Consider the following 22,787-nt stretch of genomic DNA (forward strand, 5'->3'; position numbering starts at 1 on the left):
GGCTTTAGAGCTGAATAGTCGGTATGTGTGCCTTCAGGTGGGCTACCAATTTTGGCATGCTTTTGACTTTGCTTCGCTTGAATGATGCAAATAGGCTCTTAGGGGAAAGCGCCGAGGTTAACTTTAGTTTGATGTCGGCGATTTCTTCTTCGGATTTGTTTTCGTTGTCCAAGTCTCGCAGAAGCCCTTGTAGGTTGATGAGTTCCGTAGTGATGAATTTGCGCAAACCGTTGGATTCAATGCTTTTGAGAGTGGTGGTACCGTTGAACACGTCGAGAAGAAGTGCCTGAGTCTGCTGAGCTTGGAGTGTTTCTTTATACGAAGGTACGATTTCAATTTTAACGTCTTCGGTGGGAAAAGGATCGAAGTTGTAGATGAGTATATCTTCAATATCGCACTGGGTGGTGCAGTCTAAGATCTCGTCGTACTTGGCCAACTTGATGTTGTTGCAATGACTGCAGGACCAGAAAAGATTTTCCCACTTGAACATCAACTCATGGTTGTCTCTATGTGGAACGAGATGTTCAATATTTATACTTTGCGGATTATCTTCGCAAAGATAGCAGCGGTTATAGAAATCCTTTTTTATTACGGTAATTATATCTGCGTGCCGGTAGGTGCCGCTAGCTTTTTTGCGTTCTAGAGAGAGTTGGGCGGGTTCAGGGCTTTTAGTGATTTTAATCATTTATCGAACCCTGTTTTGTTTTTGATGTCGAGTTCTAAGTCCCCCAAAGCTAGGACGAGTTCGCCTGATACGAAATTGGCGTTTTCTTCGTTCAAGTTAGCATCGCCGCGTATGGATTCGATATGATCCAGTGCCTGTACGTAATCTTGGCGACGAATCATGTCCTTGATTTCACTGATTCGGTTTTTTAACCTGTAAGAGTACTTGTCCACATTGAAATAATCTTCAATGATTGCTTCGTAGGAGAAGGCCGAGAAGTCTTCGTGTATTTCGTTTTTTGTGAGATCGATGATGCAAGTGTTAGATTCGGAGATCAATACGAAGGGCGAATGGGTGGAAGCAATAAACTGGATATTGGGGAACAATGACGAAAGAAACGGTAGAATAATCTTTTGTAGAGAGACGTGTAGGTGATTTTCGATTTCGTCGATAATTACTATGCCACTAGCGTTAAAAGACGCGTTTTCAATTTGCTCCATCCGGAGAATGAGCTCTGAAACGATACTTATCGCGGATGAAAGACCATCAGACAAGTCATTGAAGGAGTAGCGCTCCTTTTCTGGCTGTATGATCCAAAAGTTAAAAATTTTTCGATCAAACTGGAGCTGTAGCTTAGGGTCTTCAAAAAGTTTGCGCAAATGATTGGTGAAAGAGTCAAACCATTCATCAAGCTCCGCTACTCGTTGCAGGTCTTTGTCCTCACGGGCATAGGACTTCTCGGTCCATAAATTGACCAAGTACTGGATGAAATTTTTGCCATAATTAGGGGCGGTGTCGTCTTGCTTTCCGTAGGTGATGTTTTGCGGGCCATTAGGCGTTCCCGCTTCGGTCATTCGTCTGCTACTGAAGCAGACCAACACTTCGTTAGGGTTCAGACGTAACTCGCTATTGTTTAATCGAATTTCGATACTGCCTGTTCCACCCATTGTCTCCAAATGACCTATTTTTGCTAGCTCCTGTGTCGTGAGCCCTCTAGTTTTTTTAATTTCAAGCAACCTAAAATACGCATCGCGAAGCGTACTAGTGTCTTCGCCGTGCTGCCGCCACCGTGAAAGCTCATCCCGAATGGCCTCTAATAGTGTTGTTTTCCCCGATCCATTCTTCCCCGTCACGATAATGTTTTTTTTGATTGGAAGCGTTAGAGTGAAGGGACGTATGTTTCGGACACTAGACACTTTGAGTTCGGTGATATAGCTCATGGCAAATGGCTCTCTGAGGCTAATGGAATTGGCTCCATTGAAGGGCGGAACGAACTATAGCATCGCTGGCGGTAAAGATACTTGACCGGAATCGCGTGGGTGCCCAATACGTCTTCTGACTGCCTCTTGCCGTATGCGGTCGCTTGCGAATGTCCGTTTCTGGCCGATAGCTGCCATTCCCCCCCCCGTGAGCTATCGATCCAAAACAGCCATCTGCCAGCCCGTATCAAGCCACTGACTGAACCTTGCCTTGAGTTTGTCCTGCCTGAAAATTTCAAGCCCCCACAAAAAAACCGCCGATTCGTTGTCAGTTGATCTTTTTCAGCCTATCTTCAATAAAACCTATACAGATTCCTTATATACGTACAACCTTTTTCACTCGACATTAGCCCTCACGCAGCACTCGCCACGAGTAACCCGAATGAGCCCAGAGTTAGCCAGCCATTACCGTGAGATCCTCGTTGGCGTCGGCGAGAACCCTGAGCGCGAAGGTCTGCGGGACACGCCCGAGCGGGCCGCCAAGGCCATGCGATACCTTTGCGACGGCTACGGGTTGAGCCTGGAAGACGTGACCAACGGTGCTCTGTTCGAATCGCAAAGTGATGAGATGGTGATCGTCAACGACATCGAGCTTTATTCGCTGTGCGAGCATCACATGCTTCCATTTATCGGCAAGGCGCATGTGGCGTACATCCCCACTGGCCGGGTGTTGGGACTATCGAAGGTGGCGCGGGTGGTCGACATGTTCGCGCGGCGGCTGCAGATTCAGGAAAACCTCACTCAGCAGATTGCTCAAGCCATCCAGCAGATCACCGATGCCGCCGGTGTCGCGGTGGTCATTGAAGCCAGGCACATGTGCATGATGATGCGCGGTGTCGCGAAGCAGAACTCGGTCATGACGTCCTCCGTCATGCTCGGTGCCTTCCGTGATAGTTCGACGACGCGGCAGGAATTTCTCCAGCTCATCGGACGGCGCTAGGCCTATACGCCGCTCGTTAACTGTACAAGCTCAAGGAGTAGGAAGATGACCCGATTTCTGCTGCTGCTAGGACTGTCGCTCAGCATTGCAAGCTGCGGCAGTGTCGATGTTGCTCGGTACGCAGACCAGCAGCCTGCATTGAGTCTGGAGCATTTTTTCAGCCAGCCCGTCAAAGCCTGGGGGATGTTCCAGAAGCGCAACGGCGAAGTGACCAAGCGTTTCGAGGTCGACCTCGTCAGTCGTCGCGAAGGCAACAACCTGATTCTCGACGAGCGCTTTGTGTATAGCGACGGTACCCATCAACGCCGAATCTGGACCCTCACTCCCGAGGAGAATGGCCGCTGGAGCGGTCGCGCGGGCGACGTGGTCGGTGTCGCAAAGGGACAGATTGCAGGAAATACTTTCCACTGGCGGTATCGCCTGAACCTGCCCGTCGACGATTCGACCTACGAGGTGAGCATGGACGACTGGATGTACCTGATCGACGAAGACACGTTGATCAACCGCACCAGTATGTCCAAGTGGGGTGTTGAGGTCGGCCAGGTGACAGTGTTCTTCCGTCGCGAGAGTGCTGGGGCGAATCCTTGATCCGTTGAATGGCGGGCCGATAAGGGCCACGTCACTCAAGGGTGACCTGACCCACAACCTTAATCGAACCCCTGCCCCGTCCACGGGTCTGCTTCACATCGATTCCCTGGAAGCAAACTCATGTCCACTCAACACACCCTTGTCCTGCTCGCCCGAGGCGGATACGCCGCGCGCGGTGTTCTGTACCTGATCATCGGCATTTTCGCCCTGCTCGCCGCCCATGACTCCACCAAACCAAAAGACAGCCATAAAAGCCTCGAAGCGTTGCTCAGTCAGCCCTTTGGCTACGTGCTGATCGGCGTTGTGGTCGCCGGTCTGCTGGCCTTCGCCGCGTGGCGGGCGCTGCAAGCGATTCGTGACGTCGACCACCATGGCAACGAGTTCAAGGGCCTGGTCATTCGTGCAGGCTTGCTTGCTGGCGGTCTGGTCAACGCGGCGCTGGCCTTCTTTGCCTTGGGCCTGCTGGTGAGTGGCCTCAGGAGTTCGGGCGGTTCCGGCGATGGCAAGACCAAGGATCTGCTCGCGCAGCTGCTGTCGTTCGAGCACTCGAATCTGTTGATCTACCTGATCGCGCTGATTCCGCTCGGTGTCGGTATCGCCCACATCATCAAAGGCTGGAAGGCCTCGTTCGAGAAGTACTTCGAAGCGGATGACGAAGTGATGCGCTACGTGCGCCCGGTGTCGCGCTTTGGCTTGATCGCCCGAGGCGTGGTGTTTATCGAGATTGCAGTGTTGATGGCGGTCAGCGGCTCGGTTTACCAAGCGACGAATCCACCCGGCATGAAGGAAGCGCTGGATGCTTTGCAGAATCTGCCGGCTGGCGGCGTGCTGTTGATGCTGATGGCGTTGGGGCTGATCGCATTCTCGGTGTACAGCTTTTCCGAGGCCGCCTGGCGCAGGATCGAGATGGATGTGCCGTTGTAAGCGGCGATTCGAGGGGGCGTGTGCCCCCTCGATTTCTGGTCATCAGGTGAACAGATCAACGCCCAGTTGAAAGGCCACCCACAGCGCCAGCCCAGTGGCAAACAACAGCGCGATGTTTTCGAACAGGTTGTTGCGGTATTGCTTGTCCAGCAGCGATTTCTGGTTGGACATGATCAGCAAGCCCAGGGAAATCACCGGCAAACCAATGATGTTCAAGGCGCTGACACCAATGGTCAGCGTGACGAAATCCGGCATGCCCGGCATCGACCAGATCAGCGGCGTGACCAGGATGAACAGCATGAACCACTTGTGCATCGGGTCGTGATGGAACTCTTTGCCGTACTTCTCGCGCCGCTCAGGGCGAACGTGCTGGAAGGCATCGGTGATCAGCATCGGAAACGCCGTGGTCTTGCCGGAAATGCTGGCAAACAACGTCGCGAACACGCCTATGAAAAACACATACCAGCCAATCGGGCCGAAGTAGATTTCCAGTGCCTTGCCCAGATCGCCTAAGGTTTTCACCTCGATACCGTTCGGTCGCAGGATTTCCGCACCGACGATCCAGATCGCCAGGTTGATGATGATCCCGACGAACACCGCAAACAGCAGATCGTTGCGCTGAATGCGCTTGTGCTGCGGCCCGATCCAGCCTTTCTGGCGCATGACGTAGGGGTGCACGAAGTTGGCGATCGAACCGGCGACCGCACCGATCACCGAGACCGCCACCAGCAACGCGCCGTGCACGCCCTCGTCAGGCGGAATGCTGAAGCCGATGGTGCCTTTGATGATGCCGGTGACATCCGGGCCGGACATCACCGCCAGAGCGATGAAGGCCAGCGTCATGATCGCCAGCAGCAGTTTCATCACGCCTTCGATCATCGTGTAGATGTTGCGCCCGACGAGCATCCAGACCGCCAGCACCACCGCCACCGAACACAGCAATGGCTGATCGATCTTGAACAGCATCGCCAGCGACTCGCCTGCCCCCTTGATCATGTAGGCGTTCATCAAGTGCCCCATCAACAAGGCGTAAACCAGCATGAACCAGGCAAACACCGGATTGAGCTGGGCATAGCCCTGAAGGATGGTCATGCCCTGGTTATTGCATAGCTGAAAGCGGGCAATGATGTTGACGATCAAGTACCGAAGCAACAACGAGACCGCCAGCACCCACATCATGGCGTAGCCGTAATTCGCGCCGGCCACCGAGGACGTGATCAGGTCGCCCGCGCCAAGCCACGACAGCACGGCGATGATGCCGGGGCCGAGCAGTTTCAGCGTTCGCAGGAACAGGTTTTGCGGTTTCGCAGCGGCCTGATGATCGAGTGGAGCCATGCTCGTCATAGGGGTATCTCCGTTATTGTTTTTGTGAGAACGAATGCAGTCCGGCACATTAGTAGGATGTCGTACAACAACGCTAATGGGAGAGTATGTAGAAATGTTTCATATCTGCCGAGGCATTGTTCTCCCCGATCATTTTCACCGATCCATCCCAGCTGAATCGACGCTGTGACAGAGGCGCGACCGGAGTACAGATCGGCCAAATAGACATTGATGCCCCCGCCAATCACTCATAGGATGACTGATCACAAAAACAATACGGCTGGAAATGATGAAAAGAACCCTTTTGATCGCTGCGCTTGCCTCAACCCTTAGCGTGACTGCCAATGCCGCGACCTACGCCTACATCTCAAGTCCCGGTGACGGTCTGATCTCGCAATACCGCCTCGATCTGGACAACGGCGCGCTCACCCTGGTCGAACAGATCCAGGCCGGTGACCAGGTCAATCCAATGGCCCTCACCCCAGATGGCAAGGTGCTGTTTGCAGCCTTGCGGGTCAAACCTTTCCAGGTTCTGGGCTACCGGATCGATCCCCAAAGTGGGCATTTAACAAAGTTTACCCAGGCGCCTCTGGCAGAGAGCATGGCCTACCTGTCGACCGACCGAAAATGTCGCTACCTGCTCGCGGCGTCTTACGGCGCCGACACCCTCAGCGTTCAGAAGATCGGCGAGGATCAACAACCTTCCGCCAGCATCCTGCGCTACCCGACCGGCCTGCATGCGCATTCGATTCGCACCGAGCCGAGCAATCGCTTTGCCTATGCCGGCAACTTGGGCACCGATAAGGTTCTGCAATATCGCCTGAATGCCCAGACGGGTGAGCTGAGCCCGATTGGCAGTGGTTCGGTCAGCGTCCCGGAGAAAACCGGGCCTCGGCATCTGGCATTCTCGCCGGACGGCAAATTCCTTTACGTCGTGGGCGAAATGAGTGGCACCGTGACCGCGTTCTCAATCGACCAAAGCAGCGGCGCGCTGACCCGAATCGCTGCAGCCAATGGCATTCCCGAGCGTTTAAAACTGGCCCACGGCGAAATCCGTGATGCGCGCAACAACGACCTGAAAGACGACCCGACCCCGCGCATCTGGGCCGCTGACCTGCGCATGTCGCCGGACGGAAAGCTGCTGCTGATGAGTGAACGTACCAGTAGCAGCGTCTCGGCGTTTTCCGTGGATCCGGCAACAGGCCGACTGGCCTTCCTCGACAACTACCCGGTGCAGGAACAGCAACCGCGCAACATCGCCTTCTCGCCCGATGGCCGCTGGCTGCTGGTCACGGGCGAGAAAAGCGCCAAGGTCGGTACTTACGCGGTGAGCAAGGATGGCGCCCTGAAGCGTGTCGGCGAAGCGGCATCGGGCAAAGGTGCATTGTGGATCGAGGTACTGCAAACCCCTGATCAGTGAGCCTCTGCGGAGCAGCAACTGCTCCGCTGTCCTGCAACTAATCTCCTGCCGCTTCGGTCATTAGCTTTGCCGAGGTCGATTCACTGACGCAGACCTCCCGTTGAAGAGACTGCCCACCGTGATCAACCACCTCGATCGCCGCAACAACCGCTCGCTGGACAGTCTGAATTTCTTCCTCGCCGATGTTCGCGACGGCCTCGGGCCGTACCTCGCCATTTACTTGCTCGCCGTGCACCACTGGGACCCGGCCAGCATCGGTGTGGTCATGACCCTCGCCGGTATTGCCGCGCTGGTCACGCAAACACCCGCCGGAGCACTGGTTGACAGCAGCCGCGCGAAACGTGCGTTGATCATCATCGCCGCGCTGCTGGTGACCGCGAGTTGTCTGGTGCTGCCGTTCATTTCTTCATTCACTCTGGTGGCGTTGACCCAAGCCTTGAGTGCAGCGGCTGCGTCGATTTTCGCCCCGGCGATTTCCGCGATCACGCTGGGCATTACCGGCCCCCGGGCATTTACCCGGCGCACTGGCCGCAACGAGACGTTCAACCACGCCGGCAACGCGTGCGCCGCGTTGTTGGCCGGTTTGTTTGCCTATCTGTTCGGTCCGGTCGCGGTGTTTTATCTGATGGCGGTCATGGCGCTGGCCAGCGTGATTGCCGTGCTGTTCGTCTCGGCCGAGGCCATCGATCATGATGTGGCGCGGGGGCTGCAGCCTGGCGATCAAAGCCATCAGCCGTCCGGGTTCAAGGTGCTGCTGAGCAATCGACCGCTGCTGATGTTTGCCCTGTGCTGCGCGCTGTTCCACCTGGCCAACGCGGCGATGCTGCCGCTGGTGAGCCAGAAACTCGCGCAAGCCAACCTGCACATGGCCACGCCGCTGACGTCGGCATGCATCGTCGCCGCGCAACTGGTCATGGTGCCGATGGCGCTACTGGCCGGTGCGAAAGCCGACGTCTGGGGGCGCAAACCGTTGTTGCTGGCGGGTTTCCTGATCCTGCCGCTGCGCGGGTTGCTCTACACCTTCTCGAATGATCCCTACTGGCTGGTCGCCGTGCAGTTGCTCGACGGTGTTGGCGCCGGGCTTTTCGGGGCGCTGTTCCCGGTGATGGTCAAGGATCTCACCCTCGGCTCCGGGCATTTCAATGTCAGCCTCGGCGCACTGACCACCGCGTTTGGTCTGGGGGCGGCGTTGAGCAATGGACTGGCCGGGTTCGTCGTCGAGGCTGCCGGTTACAGCGCGGCATTCCTGACCCTCGCCGGGGTTGCAGCGGCTGCATTCCTGCTGCTGATGATCGGTGTTCCGGAAACGCTGCAGCGGACTGCCAAAATCGAGTCCGCTACAGTGCTGGGGCAAACCTGAGCTAATCGCCACCGCAGCCATTGCCCAGCACGGTGTACGTGGCGACATGCCGCTGACCGTGACTGTCTTCATAGACGACCTCCACCGGGACGATTCCGCAGGCGGCGCTGGTGTCGGTGATGCTGATGGTTTTGGCGATATCCAGTGGCACGCCGGTTTGTGCAGGTTCGGTGGCGGCGAACACGTTGCCGGCGACGATGGCCAGGGTCAAAGCGAAAAGCGTTTTCATGGAGTTGTCTCTCTATAAAGGATGGGGGAATTCAGGCCTGACGTTCAGTCAGCAATTGGCGTGCGGAATCGGCCATTACCGGCAGCGCTCCGGCGAGCATCAGGACGTCTTTGAGCACCAGGCGCCCGGCGCCGGACAGAAAGGGAAAGCCATGCTCACCATCGCCCAGCGCAGCGACCCAGGCTTCAGGTGTGGTGATCAGAAAGCTCAGGGTCACCAGCGGCGTAGCGAATGCCAGAGCGCCGCCGAGCAGGCCGGTACGGCGGGAAAGCGGATTGGACAGGACCAGCAGACCGATGAGGATTTCCACCACGCCGAGCCCGGTGGAAAAACCGTAGGTGTTGTTCGCGGTCTGCCAGGCGCGCTTGTCGGCGTTCAGTTCGCCCTCGTGGCTCAGGTGCGCCTTGTAGTCCTGAGGGTGTTCGTAGAAGAACGACATCACCGGGCTGTTGGCGACGAAGGGCGTGATGCTGTCGGCTTCGTACGGCACGAACTTCAACGCACCGATCCACAGGAACACGATGGCGATGGCCACGCGCATCAGCGGAATGCCGAGGCGATCGAGTTTGCCGAGCTGTTGTAGTCCGGCGTTGATTGAGGTGAACATGCGACTTCTCCAGATCAATGAAAGTGGAGTCAGTCTGCAGTGCTATCGAATCGCGCTTTTGTCGGTCATGCTCAACGTCTTGCTCAATCGTCTCAACTTTGCGGACTCCATCGTGATGCGTGCCAATGAACTCGCTCGATAAACTCATCAGCCTGGCCAACGTGCGCGGCGGCCTGGATCTGCGTTGCCAGTTTCAGGGCGACTGGGCACGTGATCACCAACAGGAAGCCCTGGGCAAGGCGCCCTATCACATCGTCCTCAAAGGTGAATGCCGGGTTGAGCTGGCGAGCGGACAACGCCTGGCGATGCGCGCCGGCGATATTCTTTTGCTGCCACGGGGCACGCCACATGTGCTGCACAGCACCGGTAAAAACGTAGCGCCGATGGCGCCAACGCTGATTCCCGGCGGGGTGTTGCCAATCTATCGGCTGGGTGGCGCGAGCGCCGATCTGGACATGCTCTGCGGTGGCTTTCATTACAACCGCGCGTCGATGCTGTTCGCTGCCCTCCCCGACTACCTGTTGATTGCCAACGATGGCTTGCCGGTGGATGCGCCGCTGACAGCCCTGGTCGCGCTGTTGCGCAGCGAAGCCGACAGCGAGCAACCGGGCGCACGATTTCTTCTCGACTCGCTGTCCCAGGCCTTGTTCACCTTGATCCTGCGTGCGCATCTGGCCCGGGCCGATCACGACAAAAGTACCCTGGCGCTGCTTGGCGACCAGCGCCTTGGTCGGATCTGTCAGGCGATATTGGCCGACCCGGCGCACGAATGGACCATCGAGGCCATGGCCGACACCGCTAACATGTCCCGCGCAACCTTCATGCGTACATTTGCACGGGTCGCTGGCGTGTCGCCGTGGGTGATGCTGACCCAGTTGCGCATGGAACTGGCATTCAGTCTGCTCAGCCATTCGCACCTGGGCCTTAACGACATTGCCGTGCAGGTCGGCTATCAGTCGCAAGCGGCGTTCAGCAAGAAATTCAAGGAAATCTACGGCGAGGCCCCGGGCAAGATCCGCCGCGCGATCTGAAGGATCGACCGGTTTGTATCAGCATGTAGCTTTCGCCAACCCGGATACACACGCATGCGAAGTTCGGCCATGCGCACACAGAACTGATACATTTAGCGCGCTAAATACCCCTGTCGCTTCCATTCCTACCCTAATCAAACGACAGGACATCACCATGAACAAAGTCTTCGCAACCCTCGCCCTCACCGCCGCCATGTTCGGCGCCACAGCTGCATTCGCCGCGCCGGTCAAACCTACCGTGGTGCTGGTGCACGGTGCCTTCGCCGATTCGAGCAGCTGGAACGGCGTGGTCAAGATTCTCGAGAAGGATGGCTACCCGGTGATCGCCGCCGCCAACCCGCTGCGTTCGGTCAAGGGTGATGCGCAATCGGTGGCTGATGTGCTGGCCAGCGTGAAAACTCCGGTGGTGCTGGTCGGCCACTCCTACGGTGGCCCGGTGATCAGCGAAGCCGCTTATGGCAATGCCAATGTCAAAGCGCTGGTGTACGTCGCGGCGTTGGCGCCGGAAAAGGGTGAAACCGCTGCCGAGTTGTCCGGGCGTTTCCCCGGCAGCACCCTTGGCCCGACCCTGTCGGCCCCGGTTGCCCTGGCCGACGGCGGCAAGGATTTGTACATCCAGCAAGACAAATTCCACGATCAGTTCGCAGCCGATGTGTCCCAGGCCGATGCGAAGTTGATGGCCGCCACTCAGCGCCCGGTCACCGTCGCCGCGCTCAACGAAGCCGCCACCGAGCCTGCATGGAAAACCGTGCCGTCGTACTTTGTCTACGGTGACCAGGACAAGAACATCCCGGCGCAAGCCCTGGCGTTCATGGCCGAGCGGGCACACGCCAAGCAGACCGTCGTGGTCAAAGGCGCCTCGCACGTGGTGATGGTGTCCAACCCGAAAGCCGTCGCCAGCCTGATCGAAACCGCCGCTACGGCGAAGTGATCGAACCTTGCAGCGTCAGCCGTGAACCCTGTTCACGGCTTTCAGCGCCGGGTGATGCTGAAGGCGTTCGCTGAGAAAATCGACAAACGTGCGCACCTTCGCCGGTACGCGCGGATGTTTCAGATAGACCAGTTGCACAGGTAACGCCGGCGGCTCAAAGCCCTCCAGCACCAACTCCAGTTCACCGGCCGCGACCTGGCTGGCGACTTGATAAGACAGCACCCGGGTAATGCCCCAGCCGGAACTGGCAATGTTGATCGCCGCCTGATTCGCGGTGACCACCAGACGCGGTTCGAAGCGAAAACTCAACGGGCCATCGGCATGGGCGAATTGCCAATCGCTGAGCAAATGACTGGCAGACGACATGACGATATTGGCGCGGCTCAACTCGTTCGGATGTTGCGGCCGACCATAACGGGCGAAGTAATCGGGCGTTCCGCAGATCACCTGGCGGACCTCGCCGACCTTGATCGCATGCTGATTGTTTTCGTGCAGATGACCGATGCGCACGGCGACATCGATGCCCTCCTCGGCCATGTTCACCACCCGATCAACCAGCAAGGCCTTCAGATGTACGGAAGGAAACGCATCGACGTATTGCGCCAGCAACGGCGCGATGAACAACTCGCCAAACAACACCGACGCAGTCACGCTCAAATGCCCGCACGGCACCCGATAACTGCCTGCGGCCGCCTCTTCGGCTTCGTCGATATCGCAAAGAATCCGTCGGCAATCATCCAGATAACGATGCCCGGCTTCGGTCAGGTGCAGGCTGCGCGTGGTGCGCGACAACAGGCGCGTGCCGATGCGTTGTTCCAGCGCAGCAATCGCACGGGTGACGCTGGGTGGCGAGGTATTCAAACGCCGGGCCGCAGCCGCGAAGCCACCCTCCTCGGCCACGGCCAGGAACATGCGCATTTCCTGAAAACGATCCATAGGCGGGAACCTGTAAAAAACCTCGAAAACACAGTGAAATCATGTGGGAGCGAGCCTGCTCGCGAAAGCGGTGTGTCATTCAACTCTGATGTTGACTGACAGAAAGCCTTCGCGAGCAGGCTCGCTCCCACAGGGGTTGGTGTACACAGTTAAATTTGGGCAATGCTTCAACTCCCGCCAGTACGCCCGCACATTCGGATATTTCTTCAGCGAGACATTGTCTTCCAATACATGGATGGCACAGCTGACGCAAAACCTGTGGGAGCGAGCCTGCTCGCGAAGGCGTCCGCGCAGTCAACCTCAATACTGAATGACACACCGCTTTCGCGAGCAGGCCCGCTCCCACAGGGGTTTGGCGTGTGCTGATATCAAGCGCTTTGCAGGCCTACCGCAGTGCGCTGCATGCCGACGAATTTCGGCAGCGTCTCAACCCGTTCCAGCCAGGCCCGCACATTCGGGTAATCCTCGAGCGAGACATTGCCTTCCGGTGCGTGGGCGACGTAAGTGTAGGCGGCGACATCGGCAACGGTTGCCTTGTCGCCGGCGAGGAATGCGCTGTTGGCCAGTTCGTCTTCCATCACTTGCAACAAAGCATGGGAACGTTTGATCGCATCAGCCGCGTCGTAACCGGCACCGAACACAGTGATCAAGCGCGCCGTGGCCGGGCCGGAGCTGATCTGGCCGGCAGCCACCGATAACCAGCGCTGCACTTTGGCTTGCTCGACCGGGTCGCTCGGCAGCCATTGGCCGTTGCCATATTTGCCGGCGAGGTAGACGAGAATGCCGTTGGAATCAGCGAGCACCGTGCCGTTGTCGTCAATCACCGGAACCTGGCCGAAACGGTTGAGGGCGAGAAATTCAGGCGTTTTGTGCGCGCCCTTCATCAGGTCGACGAACACCAGTTCGGTCGGAACGTCCAGCAGGGACAGCATCAACTCGACGCGATGCGAATGGCCGGACAACGGATGGCGGTACAGTTTGACGGCTGACTGAGACATGACGTGCTCCTGATTATTCGAGGTCGACCCGCTGATCGTGTCGATGGGCTCATCCTGCTCCCCTGCCGTAAATCGCGGAATCCTCACTCAATACAATCGAGCATTTCAGCCAGTGAAATAATCCCCCTCGTCCTTGGACGCTCGTAGGGATCATTTCACCGACTGAAACAGTGGATTGCAGTTTCTGGCCATTCCCTCGCAACCGGCCGAGAGCGAACATGAGCCCACTTGAGCTTCAGCCCCTGGCGGCTCACCGGCCCGTCTGCACTGAGGAGAATCGAAATGGACACAGCGTCGAAACCGCAGCCCTCGCCCTGGCATGAAGGTGAGCTGACCCTGCAACGTGCCGTCGGCGCGGTGGAGATGATGGTCGGTGTCGGCCAGCGACAACTGGCCCGCGACTGGATGCCGGACCAGCACCGCGAGTTCTATGCCCAACTGCCCTTCGTCGTGCTCGGCGCCGTCGACAGCCAGGGCGATCCGTGGGCAACGCTGCGCACCGGTCAACCGGGGTTCATGGATTCGCCTTCGCCGCAGGTGTTGAAGATCAAACTCGACGCCCAGCGCAATGACCCGGCCAATCAGGGTCTGCAGCCCGGCGATGCGATCGGCATGCTCGGCATCGAGCTGCACACTCGCCGGCGCAATCGCATGAACGGCAACATCAGCCGCCGCGATGACAACAGCCTCGAGATCGGCGTGACCCAGGCTTACGGCAATTGCCCGCGCTACATCAACTTGCGCCATTACGCCTTCGTCGACGAAACCACCGACACCGCGCTCGACTTGCCGGTCAGCGAACCCCTGGTGCGCGACATGATCACCGCCGCCGATTCGTTCTACGTAGCTACTTATGTGGTCCGCGACGGTGAGCGTCAGGTCGATGTGTCCCATCGCGGCGGCAAATCCGGTTTCGTGCGTATGGACGAGGACGGCACCCTGACCATCCCGGATTTCTCCGGCAATCTGTTCTTCAACACCTTGGGCAACATTCTGCTCAATCCGCGAGCCGGACTGACCTTTATCGATTTCGAAAGCGGCGATCTGTTGCAGATGACCGGCAGCGCTGAAGTGCTGCTCGACGATCCGCAGATCGCCGCGTTCCAGGGTGCCGAGCGTCTGTGGCGTTTCAAGCCGCAGCGCATCGTTTACCGTCAGGCCGCGTTACCGCTGCGCTGGGCCGAGCAGCCGGAAGGCGATTCGCCCAATTCGCAGATGACCGGCAGCTGGGAACAGACCCGCGATCGTTTGCAGGCTGAGGCGCTGCGCAATCAGTGGCGTGCGCTGCACGTCACGCGGGTGGTCGATGAGAGTCCGCAGATCCGCTCCTTTTACCTGCAAGCCAACGACGGCTTCGGCCTGCCGCGCTTCGAACCGGGCCAGCACTTGCCGATCAAGGTCTTGCTCGACGGCCAGGACGCCGCGTCGATCCGCACCTACAGCGTGTCCAGCGCACCGTCGGACGAGTTCTTGCGCATCAGCGTCAAACGCGATGGCTCGGTTTCTTCACACTTGCACGACCGGGTTCAAGCACTGGATTTGATCGAAGCCCGCGCCCCGCAAGGCGACTTCACCGTCGACGCCACCGAACGCCGCCCGCTGGTGCTGCTCGCCGCCGGGGTCGGGGTGACGCCATTGCTGTCGATGCTGCGCGAAGTGGTCTATCAGGGCAAACGCATCAGCCGCATGCGCCCGACCTGGGTGGTGCAAAGCAGTCGCACCGTCGAGGATCTGGCCTTTCGCGAAGAAATCGATGCTTTGGCTGCGCGTGCCGGCGACAAGGTCAAAGTGCTGCGGGTGGTCAGCCAGCCGCCGCTGCAGGCTACAGCGCAGGGTTACGACCATGCCGGGCGCATCGACATCGCCTTGCTGAAAAGCCTGCTGCCGCTGGATGACTACGATTTCTATCTGTGTGGCCCGGGCAGCTTCACCCAGGCGCTGTACGACGGCCTGCGCAAGATGCGCATTCCCGATGATCGCATCCACGCCGAAACCTTCGGCCCGTCGACGCTGATCCGCGATGTCGAAATCAGCACCCCGGCGCCGCCGCAAGTGCCGGTCGCTGAAGAGCCGGTCAAGGTGTTGTTCGCCACGTCCGGCAAGGAAGCGCGCTGGGAACCGGGCAGCGGCACCTTGCTGGAACTGGCCGAGGCACGTGGCCTGAATCCGGAATTCAGCTGCCGCGGCGGTTCGTGCGGCACTTGCAAAACCCGCCTGAGCAGCGGCCAGGTGCATTACCTCACCCCGCCGGCCATGCGCCTGGCGGACGACGAAGTGCTGATCTGCTGCGCCGCCCCGGCGCAGGGCAGCGACACCCTGGTGCTGGACGTTTGAATTTTGAGGAGGTGTGCCATGAACCCGTTTGCCGAAACCAACGTCGTTTGGCCGCAAGAGAAAACCGGACTGTCCGCCAGTGAATGCGAACGCAGTTTTTTACTGCCGCAACTGATGGGCTCGCTCGCTGGTGAAGCCTGCGCGATGACTGGCTCATTCAATCAACGCGAAGATCTGCCCTCGAGCCCGAACGGCTGGTTTTCCCGCGGGCTCAAGGCGCTGTTTGCTTAGGCTTTGCTCGCAGATGCCACCCTGCCCGCCGGCCGATGCTGGCGGCTGGTGGCCAATCCGATGAACGAGATCAGCAGCGCCAGGCCAATCGTCGAGCTCACTTCCATACGATGTTCAGGGGTGATCATCATCACTGCCAAAGCCGCGCAGATGAAAGCGATGACCAGCCAGGTGAGCCACGGAAACAGCCACATGCGCAAGGTCATTTCGACCTTTTCCCGTTCCAGCCGACGGCGCATGCGCAACTGCGAAATGGCGATCACCAGATACACCAGCAAGGCAATCGCGCCGGAGCTGGCGAGCAGGAACTGGAACAACCCGGCCGGCATGAAGTAGCTGAGCAACGTCACACCCGCGCCGATCACGGTGCTGGCGATGACCGCCGCCCATGGCACACCGGCGGCCGAGGTCACTTTCAATGCCGGCGGTGCATCGCCGCGTCGGCCCAGCGAATAGAGCATGCGTGAGGAAATGTAGATCGACGAGTTCATGCAACTGGCGACCGCGATCAGCACGACCACGTCGACGAGGAATTTGGCGTTGGGGATGTTCATCAGCTCCAGTGCGCGCTGGTAGGAACCGACCGAGGCGAGTTGCGGGTCGTTCCACGGCACCACGGAAATCACCACGAAGATCGACAGCAGATAGAAGATGCCGATGCGCCAGATTACCGAACGGGTCGCCTTGGCGATGTTCTGCGCCGGGTTGTTCGACTCCGCAGCGGCGATGGTCACCGCTTCGGTGCCAATGAAACTGAACATGATGGTGATGAAAGCGCCGACCACCGCTGACATGCCGTTCGGCGCGAAGCCGCCGTGCTCGGCCATTAGCGTGCTCAGGCCACTGGCTTCGCGCTCGGGAATCCAGCCCATCAGCACCGCAGAGCCCAGGCCGATGAAACCGATGATCGCGATGACCTTGGCCATGGCGAACCAGAATTCGAACTCGCCGTATTTCGACACGCTGAACAGGTTGGTGATCACCAGCAGCACGATCGACAGCAAGGCGAACAACCACGCGTCGACCTGGGGAAACCATTGATTGAGTACGTGCCCCGCGGCCAGCGCTTCGATCGGAATCACCAGCACCCAGAACCACCAGTAGAGCCAGCCGATGGTGAACCCGGCCCAGCGGCCGATGGCTTGATCGGCGTAGGTGGAAAACGAGCCGGTGTCGGGATGCGCCACGGCCATTTCGCCGAGCATGCGCATCACCAGCACGACCAATAGGCCGGAGAACAGATAAGCGAGCAGCACCGCAGGTCCTGCGGCGGCGATGGCGTGGCCTGAGCCAACGAAAAGTCCTGCGCCGATGATGCCGGCAATCGAAAGCATGGTGACGTGACGCGGTTTGAAACCTTGCGCCAACTGACCGTTGGAGTCCTTGGGGTTCAGGCTGTTCATGGGTTCTTATTGTTCTCATGATCGACGTTTGGGCCACTGACTGAGCGTCAGGCGATCATCATTTCCTTGAGCCGACTCAGGCGAAAGCAGCGACGCAGACGCTTTGCCGACGAAATGATGCTTCACCTTACGTGGCCCGACCGCCGCCCAACTAGCCTGAGTGCGGCATGCCGATGCCTGATCTCGACATGCCACTCTCAGGCCACCATGGGTCGGAGGCCACCGCTGCGGCGGATTACAGCGTGTAGGAAATCCCCACCTGCACGGTTCTCGGCGCGCCCGGATAGGCGTAGACGTTGCCGAAGGCGCCTTCTTCGTAGTCGCGATCAAAGATGTTTTTCACATCGAGATTGAGCCGCACCTTGTCGTTGACTTTGTAGAAGCTCAGCAGGTCGACCACGGTGTAACTACCCATGGAAAACGCGGTGTTGGCGGTCTGCCCGGCACGCTCGTCGACGTATTTCAGGCCGGTGCCCAGGCCGAGACCTTTGAGCGTGCCGTCCTGGAACTCGTACATGTTGAGCAGGCTGAAGCTGTTCTTCGGGATGTTCAGCAGGCGCGTGCCGGAGCGCAACGTGTTGTCCTTGGTCACCTCGGCGTCGACGTAAGCGTAACCGCCGACCACTCGCCACTCGGGGGTGAGATTGCCGGTAACGTTGACGTCGAAACCACGGCTGCGCACTTCACCGGCGGCAACGCTGAAGGTGGAATCCACCGGGTCGGTGGTCAGCACGTTGCGTTTTTCGATCTGGTAGATCGCTGCGTCGACGCTCAACTGCTGATCCAGCGCTTCCCATTTCACGCCCATCTCATAGGACTTGCCCTTCTCCGGGGCGAAGCCGCCACCCTCACGACTGGCGCCCGTGTTGGGCTTGAACGAGCGCGCGGTGTTGGCGTACACCGCCAGGGTTTCGCTCAGGTCGTAGGTCACGCCGATGCGCGGAGTGACGGCGTTGTCGCTGGCCTGCCAGCTCTTGCCGCCCGGCACGTAGGTTTCGTAGTCGTGCTCGAAACGCTCGAAACGCGCGCCGGCCAGTACTTTCAGTTTGTCGGTCAGCGCCACCTGATCCTGCACGAACGCAGCGTAGGTCTTGAGGTTTTCTTTGTCGTGGGTCGGCGTGCGGGTCAGCGCCGGGCGCGGCTGGCCGTAAACCGGATTGAAGATGTCGATCGGGTAGGCACTGACGGCGCCGCTGGAGCGCTGGATGATCGACTTGTAGTCGTAATCTTCGTACTCGATGCCAGTGAGCAAGGTGTGCTGCAGACCGCCGGTGTCGAAGTGGCCGGTGAGGTTGAGCTGGGTGTCCTTGTCGGTCCATTCCAGCTTGCGGTAGTTGAAATTGCGTCCCAGCGTACGGCCGTCAGCGGCAATGCCGTTGGCTTCGATCGCGTCGCCCTTGAGCGAGCCGTCAAGCCATTGGAAACCACCGCCCAGGGTCCAGTCGTCGTTGAGCATGTGCTCGAAACGCAGCTGCGCCATGTTGTTGTCGTTGTGCAGTTTGCCGACGTCTTTCTCGCCAAAGAACGTGTCGCGCGAGGCGGTACCGATCTGCGCCGGATAGCGCGTCACGCCACGATCGAGTGGCGCGTTGTTGCGCATGAAGTCGCCTTCGAAGATCAGCTTGGTCGCGTCGGTCGCCTGCCAGCTCAGCACTGGCGTGATGCCGTAGCGCTCGGTCTCGACATGATCGCGGAAGGTATCGCCGCCCTCGCCCACCACATTCAAGCGATAGGCCAGGCGACCTTCTTCATCGAGCGGCCCGGAAGCATCGAGGGTGCCGCGCTTCATGCCCTGGTCATTCAACTGGCTGCCCAAAGTGACGGTGCGTTCGGGCAACGGCTGTTTCGATACCACGTTGAAGGTACCGCCCGGATCGCCACGGCCATACAGCATGGTCGCCGGGCCGCGCAGCACTTCCAGCCGCTCGATGGTGTTGGCGTCGGGCATGTTCGGGTAGCCACGGTTGATCGGGAAACCGTTGCGGTAGAACTCACCGGTAGTAAAGCCGCGCACGGTAAACGTGGTCAGGCCCTGGCCGCCAAAATTATTCGCCCGCCCGACCCCGCCGGCGTAATCCAGCGCGTCCTGCAAACGGGTAGCACTTAGGTCTTCGACGGCGTCTTTGGTCACTACGCTGATCGACTGCGGGGTTTCATGAATCGAGGTGTCGGTGCGCGTGGCGCTGGCCGAACGGGTGGCGCGATAGCCGTGTACCGGGCCGTCTGCCCGTTCGTAATCCGCCGTGCCGACCACATCGGTGGCTTCCAGCTCGAGCGTTGATGTAGTCGGTTCGGCTGGCTCAGCCCACGAGGAAGAAGACAACGCCTGCAGCACACAGATGGAAAGCAGAGTTCGACGCATGAGGTGAAAACCTTTACGAATAGGCCAGAACGGAGGGCAAAACCGCCAATGAAAACGCCGCGCATGGTATACCGTCGTATTGGTAATTGAAACTTATTCTTATTTGTCATGTTGGTCAGGATTGGTGAGCAGGATTCATCACTTCATCCTGAAACCACGCATTATCAGTTGCGCGTCGATGGCCTAGGCTCGTTGAAATCCGACGTCAACCGATGGCTGCGCGGCGCTGTGAATTTGCCGCCAGCCCGACTGAAAGGAATTTGCCTATGAAATTCGACACCCCGGCCGGTACCAATCCCATCGACCAGTTGAAGGTGATCGGCCAACCTGCCGACCGCATCGACGGCAAGCTGAAAACCACCGGCACCGCCACTTACGCCTACGAACAGCACGCAGCGGCACCCGACGCCGCTTACGGCTATATCGTCGGCGCCGGTATCGGCAAGGGGCGCATCGCCTCGATTGATTCAGCCCGAGCGAGCGAGGCGTCCGGGGTGATCGCCATCGTCACTTACGAAAATGCCGGACCGTTGGCCAAAGGCGAGTTTTACGTGGCCCGGGCCTTGGCCGGGCCGCAGGTCGATCACTATCACCAGGCCGTGGCAATTGTCGTCGCGAACACCTTCGAAGAGGCGCGCGCTGCGGCTGGGTTGCTCGATATTCGCTATGGGGCCGAACCGGGTTCGTTCGATCTGGCGGCGGCGAAAGACTCAGCGCCCCCAGCGCCCCCGGCCGGTTTCGGCCCGCCACCGCAGACCAGCGTCGGTGACTTCGAAGGCGCCTTCAACGCCGCGCCTCTGCAGGTTGACCAGCGCTACAGCACACCCGATCAGGCCCACGCGATGATGGAACCGCACGCGACCATCGCCCGATGGAACGGCAAGCAGCTGACCTTGTGGACTTCAATTCAACAGATCAACTGGGGCGTGCGCGACCTGGCGAAAACCCTCGGGATTGCCAAGGAAGATGTACGCCTGGTCTCGCCGTATATCGGCGGCGGTTTCGGCGGTAAGGGCACGATTCTCTGCGACGCGGTACTGGCGTCGCTGGCGGCCCGACATGCCGGGCGTGCGGTGAAGGTCGCATTGCCGCGTCCGCTGATGTTCAACAACCTGACTCACCGCCCGGCGACGATTCAGCGCATACGCATCGGTGCCAACCGTGACGGCATGATCACGGCGATCGGCCACGAGAGCTGGTCGGGCAATCTGCGCGGCGGACGCACCGAAGCGGCTACCGCGTCAACGCGATTGCTTTATGCCGGGGCCAATCGCATGACTCGTTTGAACCTGGCCGTGCTCGATCTCGCCGAGGGTTCGGCGATGCGCGCGCCGGGTGAGGCGCCGGGGATGATGGCGCTGGAAATCGCCATGGATGAACTGGCAGAAAAGCTGCAGATGGATCCGCTGCAGCTGCGCGTCCTCAACGACACGCAGGTCGATCCGGAGCAGCCGTCGCGGCCGTTTTCCAAACGGCAACTCGTGGAGTGTCTGAACACGGGTGCCGAGCGCTTTGGCTGGCAGCAGCGCAACCCTCAACCCGGTCAGCGACGCGAGGGCGGCTGGCTAATCGGCATCGGTCTGGCCTCGGCAATTCGCGGCGCACCGACCACCGCATCGGCGGCGCGCGTGCGCCTTGATCGCCAAGGCATCATCACCGTCGAAACCGACATGACCGACATCGGCACCGGCAGTTACACCATCATTGCCCAGACCGCCGCGGAAATGATGGGCGTACCGCTGGAACGTGTCGTGGTGCATTTGGGCGATTCGAGGTTTCCGGAATCGTCAGGCTCCGGCGGCCAGTGGGGCGCGGCCTCCTCCACTGCCGGCGTGTATGCCGCGTGCCTGAAATTGCGCGAAGCCGCTGCTCGCGCCGTCGGGATCGATCCTCAGCAAGCGGAGTTTGTGGAGGGGCAGATTCGCGCAGGCACGCAGCACGTTGCCCTGTCGCAAGCTGCCGCCAAGGGCGAGCTGACTGGCGAGGACCGCATGGAATACGGCGACCTTGCCCAGCGCTTCGCCCAGCAGACCTTCGGCGCGCATTTCGCCGAAGTCGCGGTCAATGCGGCGACTGGCGAAATCCGCCTGCGTCGGCAACTGGCGGTGTGTGCCGCCGGGCGCATCCTCAACCCGAAAACCGCGCGCAGCCAGATCATCGGCGGCATGACCATGGGTGCAGGCGCGGCATTGATGGAAGAGCTGGCGGTGGATCATCGTGTGGGCTTTTTCGTCAGTCACGATCTGGCCGGCTATGAGGTGCCGGTGCACGCCGACATTCCCCACCAGGAGGTGATCTTTCTCGACGAAGTCGATCCGTATGCCACCCCATTGAAAGCCAAAGGCGTCGGCGAGCTGGGTATCAGCGGCGCCGCGGCGGCCATCGCCAACGCGATCTATAACGCTTACGGAGTACGGGTGCGCGATTATCCGATTACGCTGGATAAACTCATCGGCGAGTTGTCTTACCCGGTCTGAGAACGGATCACCCGAGGCCATCGCCTATGCACCCCACCACCCCCGACGGTCGCTATTTTGTGGTCAAGCAGCAACTGTGGCGCTGCAGCAATCCAGCACTGGCACCTGCCGAACGCGAGACGCTGGTCGCAGATCTCATGGCGGCGCGGCGTGCGGTCAAAGAAGCGAAGCGTGGGGACAATGCACAGGCGTTGAAGTCAGCCAGAGCGCGCGTAAACGAGGCAAAAGTCGCCTTGGGTGAGCGCGGCCCGGTGTGGTGGGATGACGGCAGCCCGGATTACAACCGTTTCAAGGTGACCAATACACCGTATGCGCAGTGGTTTGAACAATTGCCTGACAAGGACAGCAGACCTGAGTGAGTGTTGAATGGCCTGCAGATCCCCAACTCAACAAGCAACGCAGGTCCCCTGTGGGAGCGAGCCTGCTCGCGAATGCATTCGGTCAGGCGATGAAGATGTTGAATGTGCCGCAGTCTTCGCGAGCAGGCTCGCTCCCACAGGGATTGGGGATTGAATGAAGATCGAGGGTCAGCACAAAACAGTGTAGGAGCGAGCCTGCTCGCGATTGCGGTGGGTCAGTTGAATAATTCGCTGACTGATACGACGCCATCGCGAGCAGGCTCACTCCTACATCGGGTTTTGTGTGTTGGCGGTTTTTGCATTCGCCGTGGAAACCTGTGGGAGCGAGCCTGCTCGCGAATGCATTGGATCAGGCGATGAAGATGTTGAATGTGCCGCCGTCTTCGCGAGCAGGCTCGCTCCCACAGGGAT

General features: G+C 59.3%; 20 protein-coding genes. 11 read left to right on the forward strand and 9 right to left on the reverse strand.

All coding sequences use genetic code 11. The features are described from left to right. Positions 1 to 4: 4 nt before the first annotated feature. Together QRN33_RS24490 and QRN33_RS24495 are read right to left on the reverse strand one after the other, a co-directional pair. Complete coding sequence (locus QRN33_RS24490; RefSeq protein ID WP_285410647.1) at positions 5 to 685, reverse strand: HNH endonuclease; 681 nt, start codon at positions 683 to 685, stop codon at positions 5 to 7. Further along, positions 682 to 1,884: an AAA family ATPase gene (locus QRN33_RS24495; protein WP_285410648.1), complete on the reverse strand. Its 1,203-nt coding sequence runs from the start codon at positions 1,882 to 1,884 to the stop codon at positions 682 to 684. Before QRN33_RS24495 ends, QRN33_RS24490 begins: the two co-directional genes overlap by 4 nt. Positions 1,885 to 2,305: 421 nt before the next feature. Here QRN33_RS24495 and folE point away from each other — a divergent pair, with 421 nt between their 5' ends. The 3 genes from folE (at position 2,306) to QRN33_RS24510 (ending at position 4,375) form a co-directional block, all read left to right on the forward strand. Then, positions 2,306 to 2,863: a GTP cyclohydrolase I FolE gene (folE, locus tag QRN33_RS24500; protein WP_064362399.1), complete on the forward strand. Its 558-nt coding sequence runs from the start codon at positions 2,306 to 2,308 to the stop codon at positions 2,861 to 2,863. Positions 2,864 to 2,908: 45 nt separating this feature from the next. Continuing rightward, on the forward strand, positions 2,909 to 3,451 hold the full coding sequence (locus QRN33_RS24505; protein WP_285410650.1) for a DUF3833 domain-containing protein: 543 nt from the start codon (positions 2,909 to 2,911) through the stop codon (positions 3,449 to 3,451). Positions 3,452 to 3,571: 120 nt separating this feature from the next. Beyond that, positions 3,572 to 4,375, forward strand: coding sequence for a DUF1206 domain-containing protein (locus QRN33_RS24510; RefSeq protein ID WP_285410652.1), 804 nt, complete (start codon positions 3,572 to 3,574; stop codon positions 4,373 to 4,375). Positions 4,376 to 4,417: 42 nt separating this feature from the next. Here the strand turns inward: QRN33_RS24510 and QRN33_RS24515 are convergent, their stop codons facing one another. Next, on the reverse strand, positions 4,418 to 5,710 hold the full coding sequence (locus QRN33_RS24515) for an Nramp family divalent metal transporter (RefSeq protein WP_371919852.1): 1,293 nt from the start codon (positions 5,708 to 5,710) through the stop codon (positions 4,418 to 4,420). 274 nt (positions 5,711 to 5,984) lie between these two features. Between QRN33_RS24515 and QRN33_RS24520 the strand changes: the two genes are divergently transcribed. Further along, entirely contained in the window at positions 5,985 to 7,118 is a 1,134-nt protein-coding gene (locus QRN33_RS24520; protein ID WP_285410655.1) for a lactonase family protein, read from the forward strand. A 118-nt stretch (positions 7,119 to 7,236) separates the two neighbouring features. After that, positions 7,237 to 8,478 carry an MFS transporter gene (locus QRN33_RS24525; protein WP_285410675.1) on the forward strand — a complete coding sequence of 414 codons (1,242 nt, stop codon included), beginning with the start codon at positions 7,237 to 7,239 and terminating at the stop codon, positions 8,476 to 8,478. Between the two features lies 1 nt (position 8,479). Here the strand turns inward: QRN33_RS24525 and QRN33_RS24530 are convergent, their stop codons facing one another. Continuing rightward, positions 8,480 to 8,707: a DUF2790 domain-containing protein gene (locus QRN33_RS24530; RefSeq protein WP_042609992.1), complete on the reverse strand. Its 228-nt coding sequence runs from the start codon at positions 8,705 to 8,707 to the stop codon at positions 8,480 to 8,482. 31 nt (positions 8,708 to 8,738) lie between these two features. Next, entirely contained in the window at positions 8,739 to 9,314 is a 576-nt protein-coding gene (gene rclC / locus QRN33_RS24535) for a reactive chlorine resistance membrane protein RclC (protein WP_285410657.1), read from the reverse strand. 125 nt (positions 9,315 to 9,439) lie between these two features. Between rclC and QRN33_RS24540 the strand changes: the two genes are divergently transcribed. Then, entirely contained in the window at positions 9,440 to 10,345 is a 906-nt protein-coding gene (locus tag QRN33_RS24540; RefSeq protein WP_285410658.1) for an AraC family transcriptional regulator, read from the forward strand. A gap of 154 nt (positions 10,346 to 10,499) precedes the next feature. Next, entirely contained in the window at positions 10,500 to 11,276 is a 777-nt protein-coding gene (locus tag QRN33_RS24545) for an alpha/beta fold hydrolase (protein ID WP_285410660.1), read from the forward strand. A 15-nt stretch (positions 11,277 to 11,291) separates the two neighbouring features. On the opposite strand, the gene QRN33_RS24550 is transcribed toward QRN33_RS24545, so the two are convergent. Further along, positions 11,292 to 12,212: a LysR family transcriptional regulator gene (locus tag QRN33_RS24550; protein ID WP_042609996.1), complete on the reverse strand. Its 921-nt coding sequence runs from the start codon at positions 12,210 to 12,212 to the stop codon at positions 11,292 to 11,294. A 368-nt stretch (positions 12,213 to 12,580) separates the two neighbouring features. Further along, positions 12,581 to 13,210 (reverse strand): glutathione S-transferase family protein, encoded by a 630-nt coding sequence (locus tag QRN33_RS24565; protein ID WP_083352818.1) that lies wholly within the window; start codon positions 13,208 to 13,210, stop codon positions 12,581 to 12,583. Positions 13,211 to 13,492: 282 nt separating this feature from the next. On the opposite strand from QRN33_RS24565, the gene QRN33_RS24570 reads away from it, so the two are divergent. After that, entirely contained in the window at positions 13,493 to 15,544 is a 2,052-nt protein-coding gene (locus QRN33_RS24570) for a 2Fe-2S iron-sulfur cluster-binding protein (RefSeq protein ID WP_285410661.1), read from the forward strand. Between the two features lie 18 nt (positions 15,545 to 15,562). After that, the gene (locus QRN33_RS24575) at positions 15,563 to 15,775 is read left to right on the forward strand and encodes a hypothetical protein (protein WP_285410663.1); all 213 of its coding nucleotides are present in this window, start codon (positions 15,563 to 15,565) and stop codon (positions 15,773 to 15,775) included. On the opposite strand, the gene QRN33_RS24580 is transcribed toward QRN33_RS24575, so the two are convergent. Further along, positions 15,772 to 17,178, reverse strand: coding sequence for an amino acid permease (locus QRN33_RS24580; protein ID WP_285410665.1), 1,407 nt, complete (start codon positions 17,176 to 17,178; stop codon positions 15,772 to 15,774). The genes QRN33_RS24575 and QRN33_RS24580 overlap by 4 nt on opposite strands. A 235-nt stretch (positions 17,179 to 17,413) precedes the next feature. Next, on the reverse strand, positions 17,414 to 19,540 hold the full coding sequence (locus tag QRN33_RS24585) for a TonB-dependent siderophore receptor (protein ID WP_285410667.1): 2,127 nt from the start codon (positions 19,538 to 19,540) through the stop codon (positions 17,414 to 17,416). A 266-nt stretch (positions 19,541 to 19,806) separates the two neighbouring features. Between QRN33_RS24585 and paoC the strand changes: the two genes are divergently transcribed. Then, complete coding sequence (paoC, locus tag QRN33_RS24590; RefSeq protein WP_285410669.1) at positions 19,807 to 22,017, forward strand: aldehyde oxidoreductase molybdenum-binding subunit PaoC; 2,211 nt, start codon at positions 19,807 to 19,809, stop codon at positions 22,015 to 22,017. A gap of 26 nt (positions 22,018 to 22,043) precedes the next feature. Then, entirely contained in the window at positions 22,044 to 22,376 is a 333-nt protein-coding gene (locus QRN33_RS24595) for a hypothetical protein (RefSeq protein WP_285410671.1), read from the forward strand. Positions 22,377 to 22,787: the final 411 nt, after the last annotated feature.

This window comes from Pseudomonas sp. FR229a, from assembly GCF_030209115.1.
Lineage (GTDB): Bacteria > Pseudomonadota > Gammaproteobacteria > Pseudomonadales > Pseudomonadaceae > Aquipseudomonas > Aquipseudomonas moraviensis_A.

What these genes read in the sequence shown, in the direction of transcription:
- QRN33_RS24490 (WP_285410647.1), bottom strand. Translation starts at nt 685, where the DNA reads ATGATTAAAATCACTAAAAGCCCTGAACCCGCCCAACTCTCTCTAGAA.
- QRN33_RS24495 (WP_285410648.1), bottom strand. Translation starts at nt 1,884, where the DNA reads ATGAGCTATATCACCGAACTCAAAGTGTCTAGTGTCCGAAACATACGT.
- folE (WP_064362399.1), top strand. Translation starts at nt 2,306, where the DNA reads ATGAGCCCAGAGTTAGCCAGCCATTACCGTGAGATCCTCGTTGGCGTC.
- QRN33_RS24505 (WP_285410650.1), top strand. Translation starts at nt 2,909, where the DNA reads ATGACCCGATTTCTGCTGCTGCTAGGACTGTCGCTCAGCATTGCAAGC.
- QRN33_RS24510 (WP_285410652.1), top strand. Translation starts at nt 3,572, where the DNA reads ATGTCCACTCAACACACCCTTGTCCTGCTCGCCCGAGGCGGATACGCC.
- QRN33_RS24515 (WP_371919852.1), bottom strand. Translation starts at nt 5,710, where the DNA reads ATGGCTCCACTCGATCATCAGGCCGCTGCGAAACCGCAAAACCTGTTC.
- QRN33_RS24520 (WP_285410655.1), top strand. Translation starts at nt 5,985, where the DNA reads ATGATGAAAAGAACCCTTTTGATCGCTGCGCTTGCCTCAACCCTTAGC.
- QRN33_RS24530 (WP_042609992.1), bottom strand. Translation starts at nt 8,707, where the DNA reads ATGAAAACGCTTTTCGCTTTGACCCTGGCCATCGTCGCCGGCAACGTG.
- rclC (WP_285410657.1), bottom strand. Translation starts at nt 9,314, where the DNA reads ATGTTCACCTCAATCAACGCCGGACTACAACAGCTCGGCAAACTCGAT.
- QRN33_RS24540 (WP_285410658.1), top strand. Translation starts at nt 9,440, where the DNA reads ATGAACTCGCTCGATAAACTCATCAGCCTGGCCAACGTGCGCGGCGGC.
- QRN33_RS24545 (WP_285410660.1), top strand. Translation starts at nt 10,500, where the DNA reads ATGAACAAAGTCTTCGCAACCCTCGCCCTCACCGCCGCCATGTTCGGC.
- QRN33_RS24550 (WP_042609996.1), bottom strand. Translation starts at nt 12,212, where the DNA reads ATGGATCGTTTTCAGGAAATGCGCATGTTCCTGGCCGTGGCCGAGGAG.
- QRN33_RS24565 (WP_083352818.1), bottom strand. Translation starts at nt 13,210, where the DNA reads ATGTCTCAGTCAGCCGTCAAACTGTACCGCCATCCGTTGTCCGGCCAT.
- QRN33_RS24570 (WP_285410661.1), top strand. Translation starts at nt 13,493, where the DNA reads ATGGACACAGCGTCGAAACCGCAGCCCTCGCCCTGGCATGAAGGTGAG.
- QRN33_RS24575 (WP_285410663.1), top strand. Translation starts at nt 15,563, where the DNA reads ATGAACCCGTTTGCCGAAACCAACGTCGTTTGGCCGCAAGAGAAAACC.
- QRN33_RS24580 (WP_285410665.1), bottom strand. Translation starts at nt 17,178, where the DNA reads ATGAACAGCCTGAACCCCAAGGACTCCAACGGTCAGTTGGCGCAAGGT.
- QRN33_RS24585 (WP_285410667.1), bottom strand. Translation starts at nt 19,540, where the DNA reads ATGCGTCGAACTCTGCTTTCCATCTGTGTGCTGCAGGCGTTGTCTTCT.
- paoC (WP_285410669.1), top strand. Translation starts at nt 19,807, where the DNA reads ATGAAATTCGACACCCCGGCCGGTACCAATCCCATCGACCAGTTGAAG.
- QRN33_RS24595 (WP_285410671.1), top strand. Translation starts at nt 22,044, where the DNA reads ATGCACCCCACCACCCCCGACGGTCGCTATTTTGTGGTCAAGCAGCAA.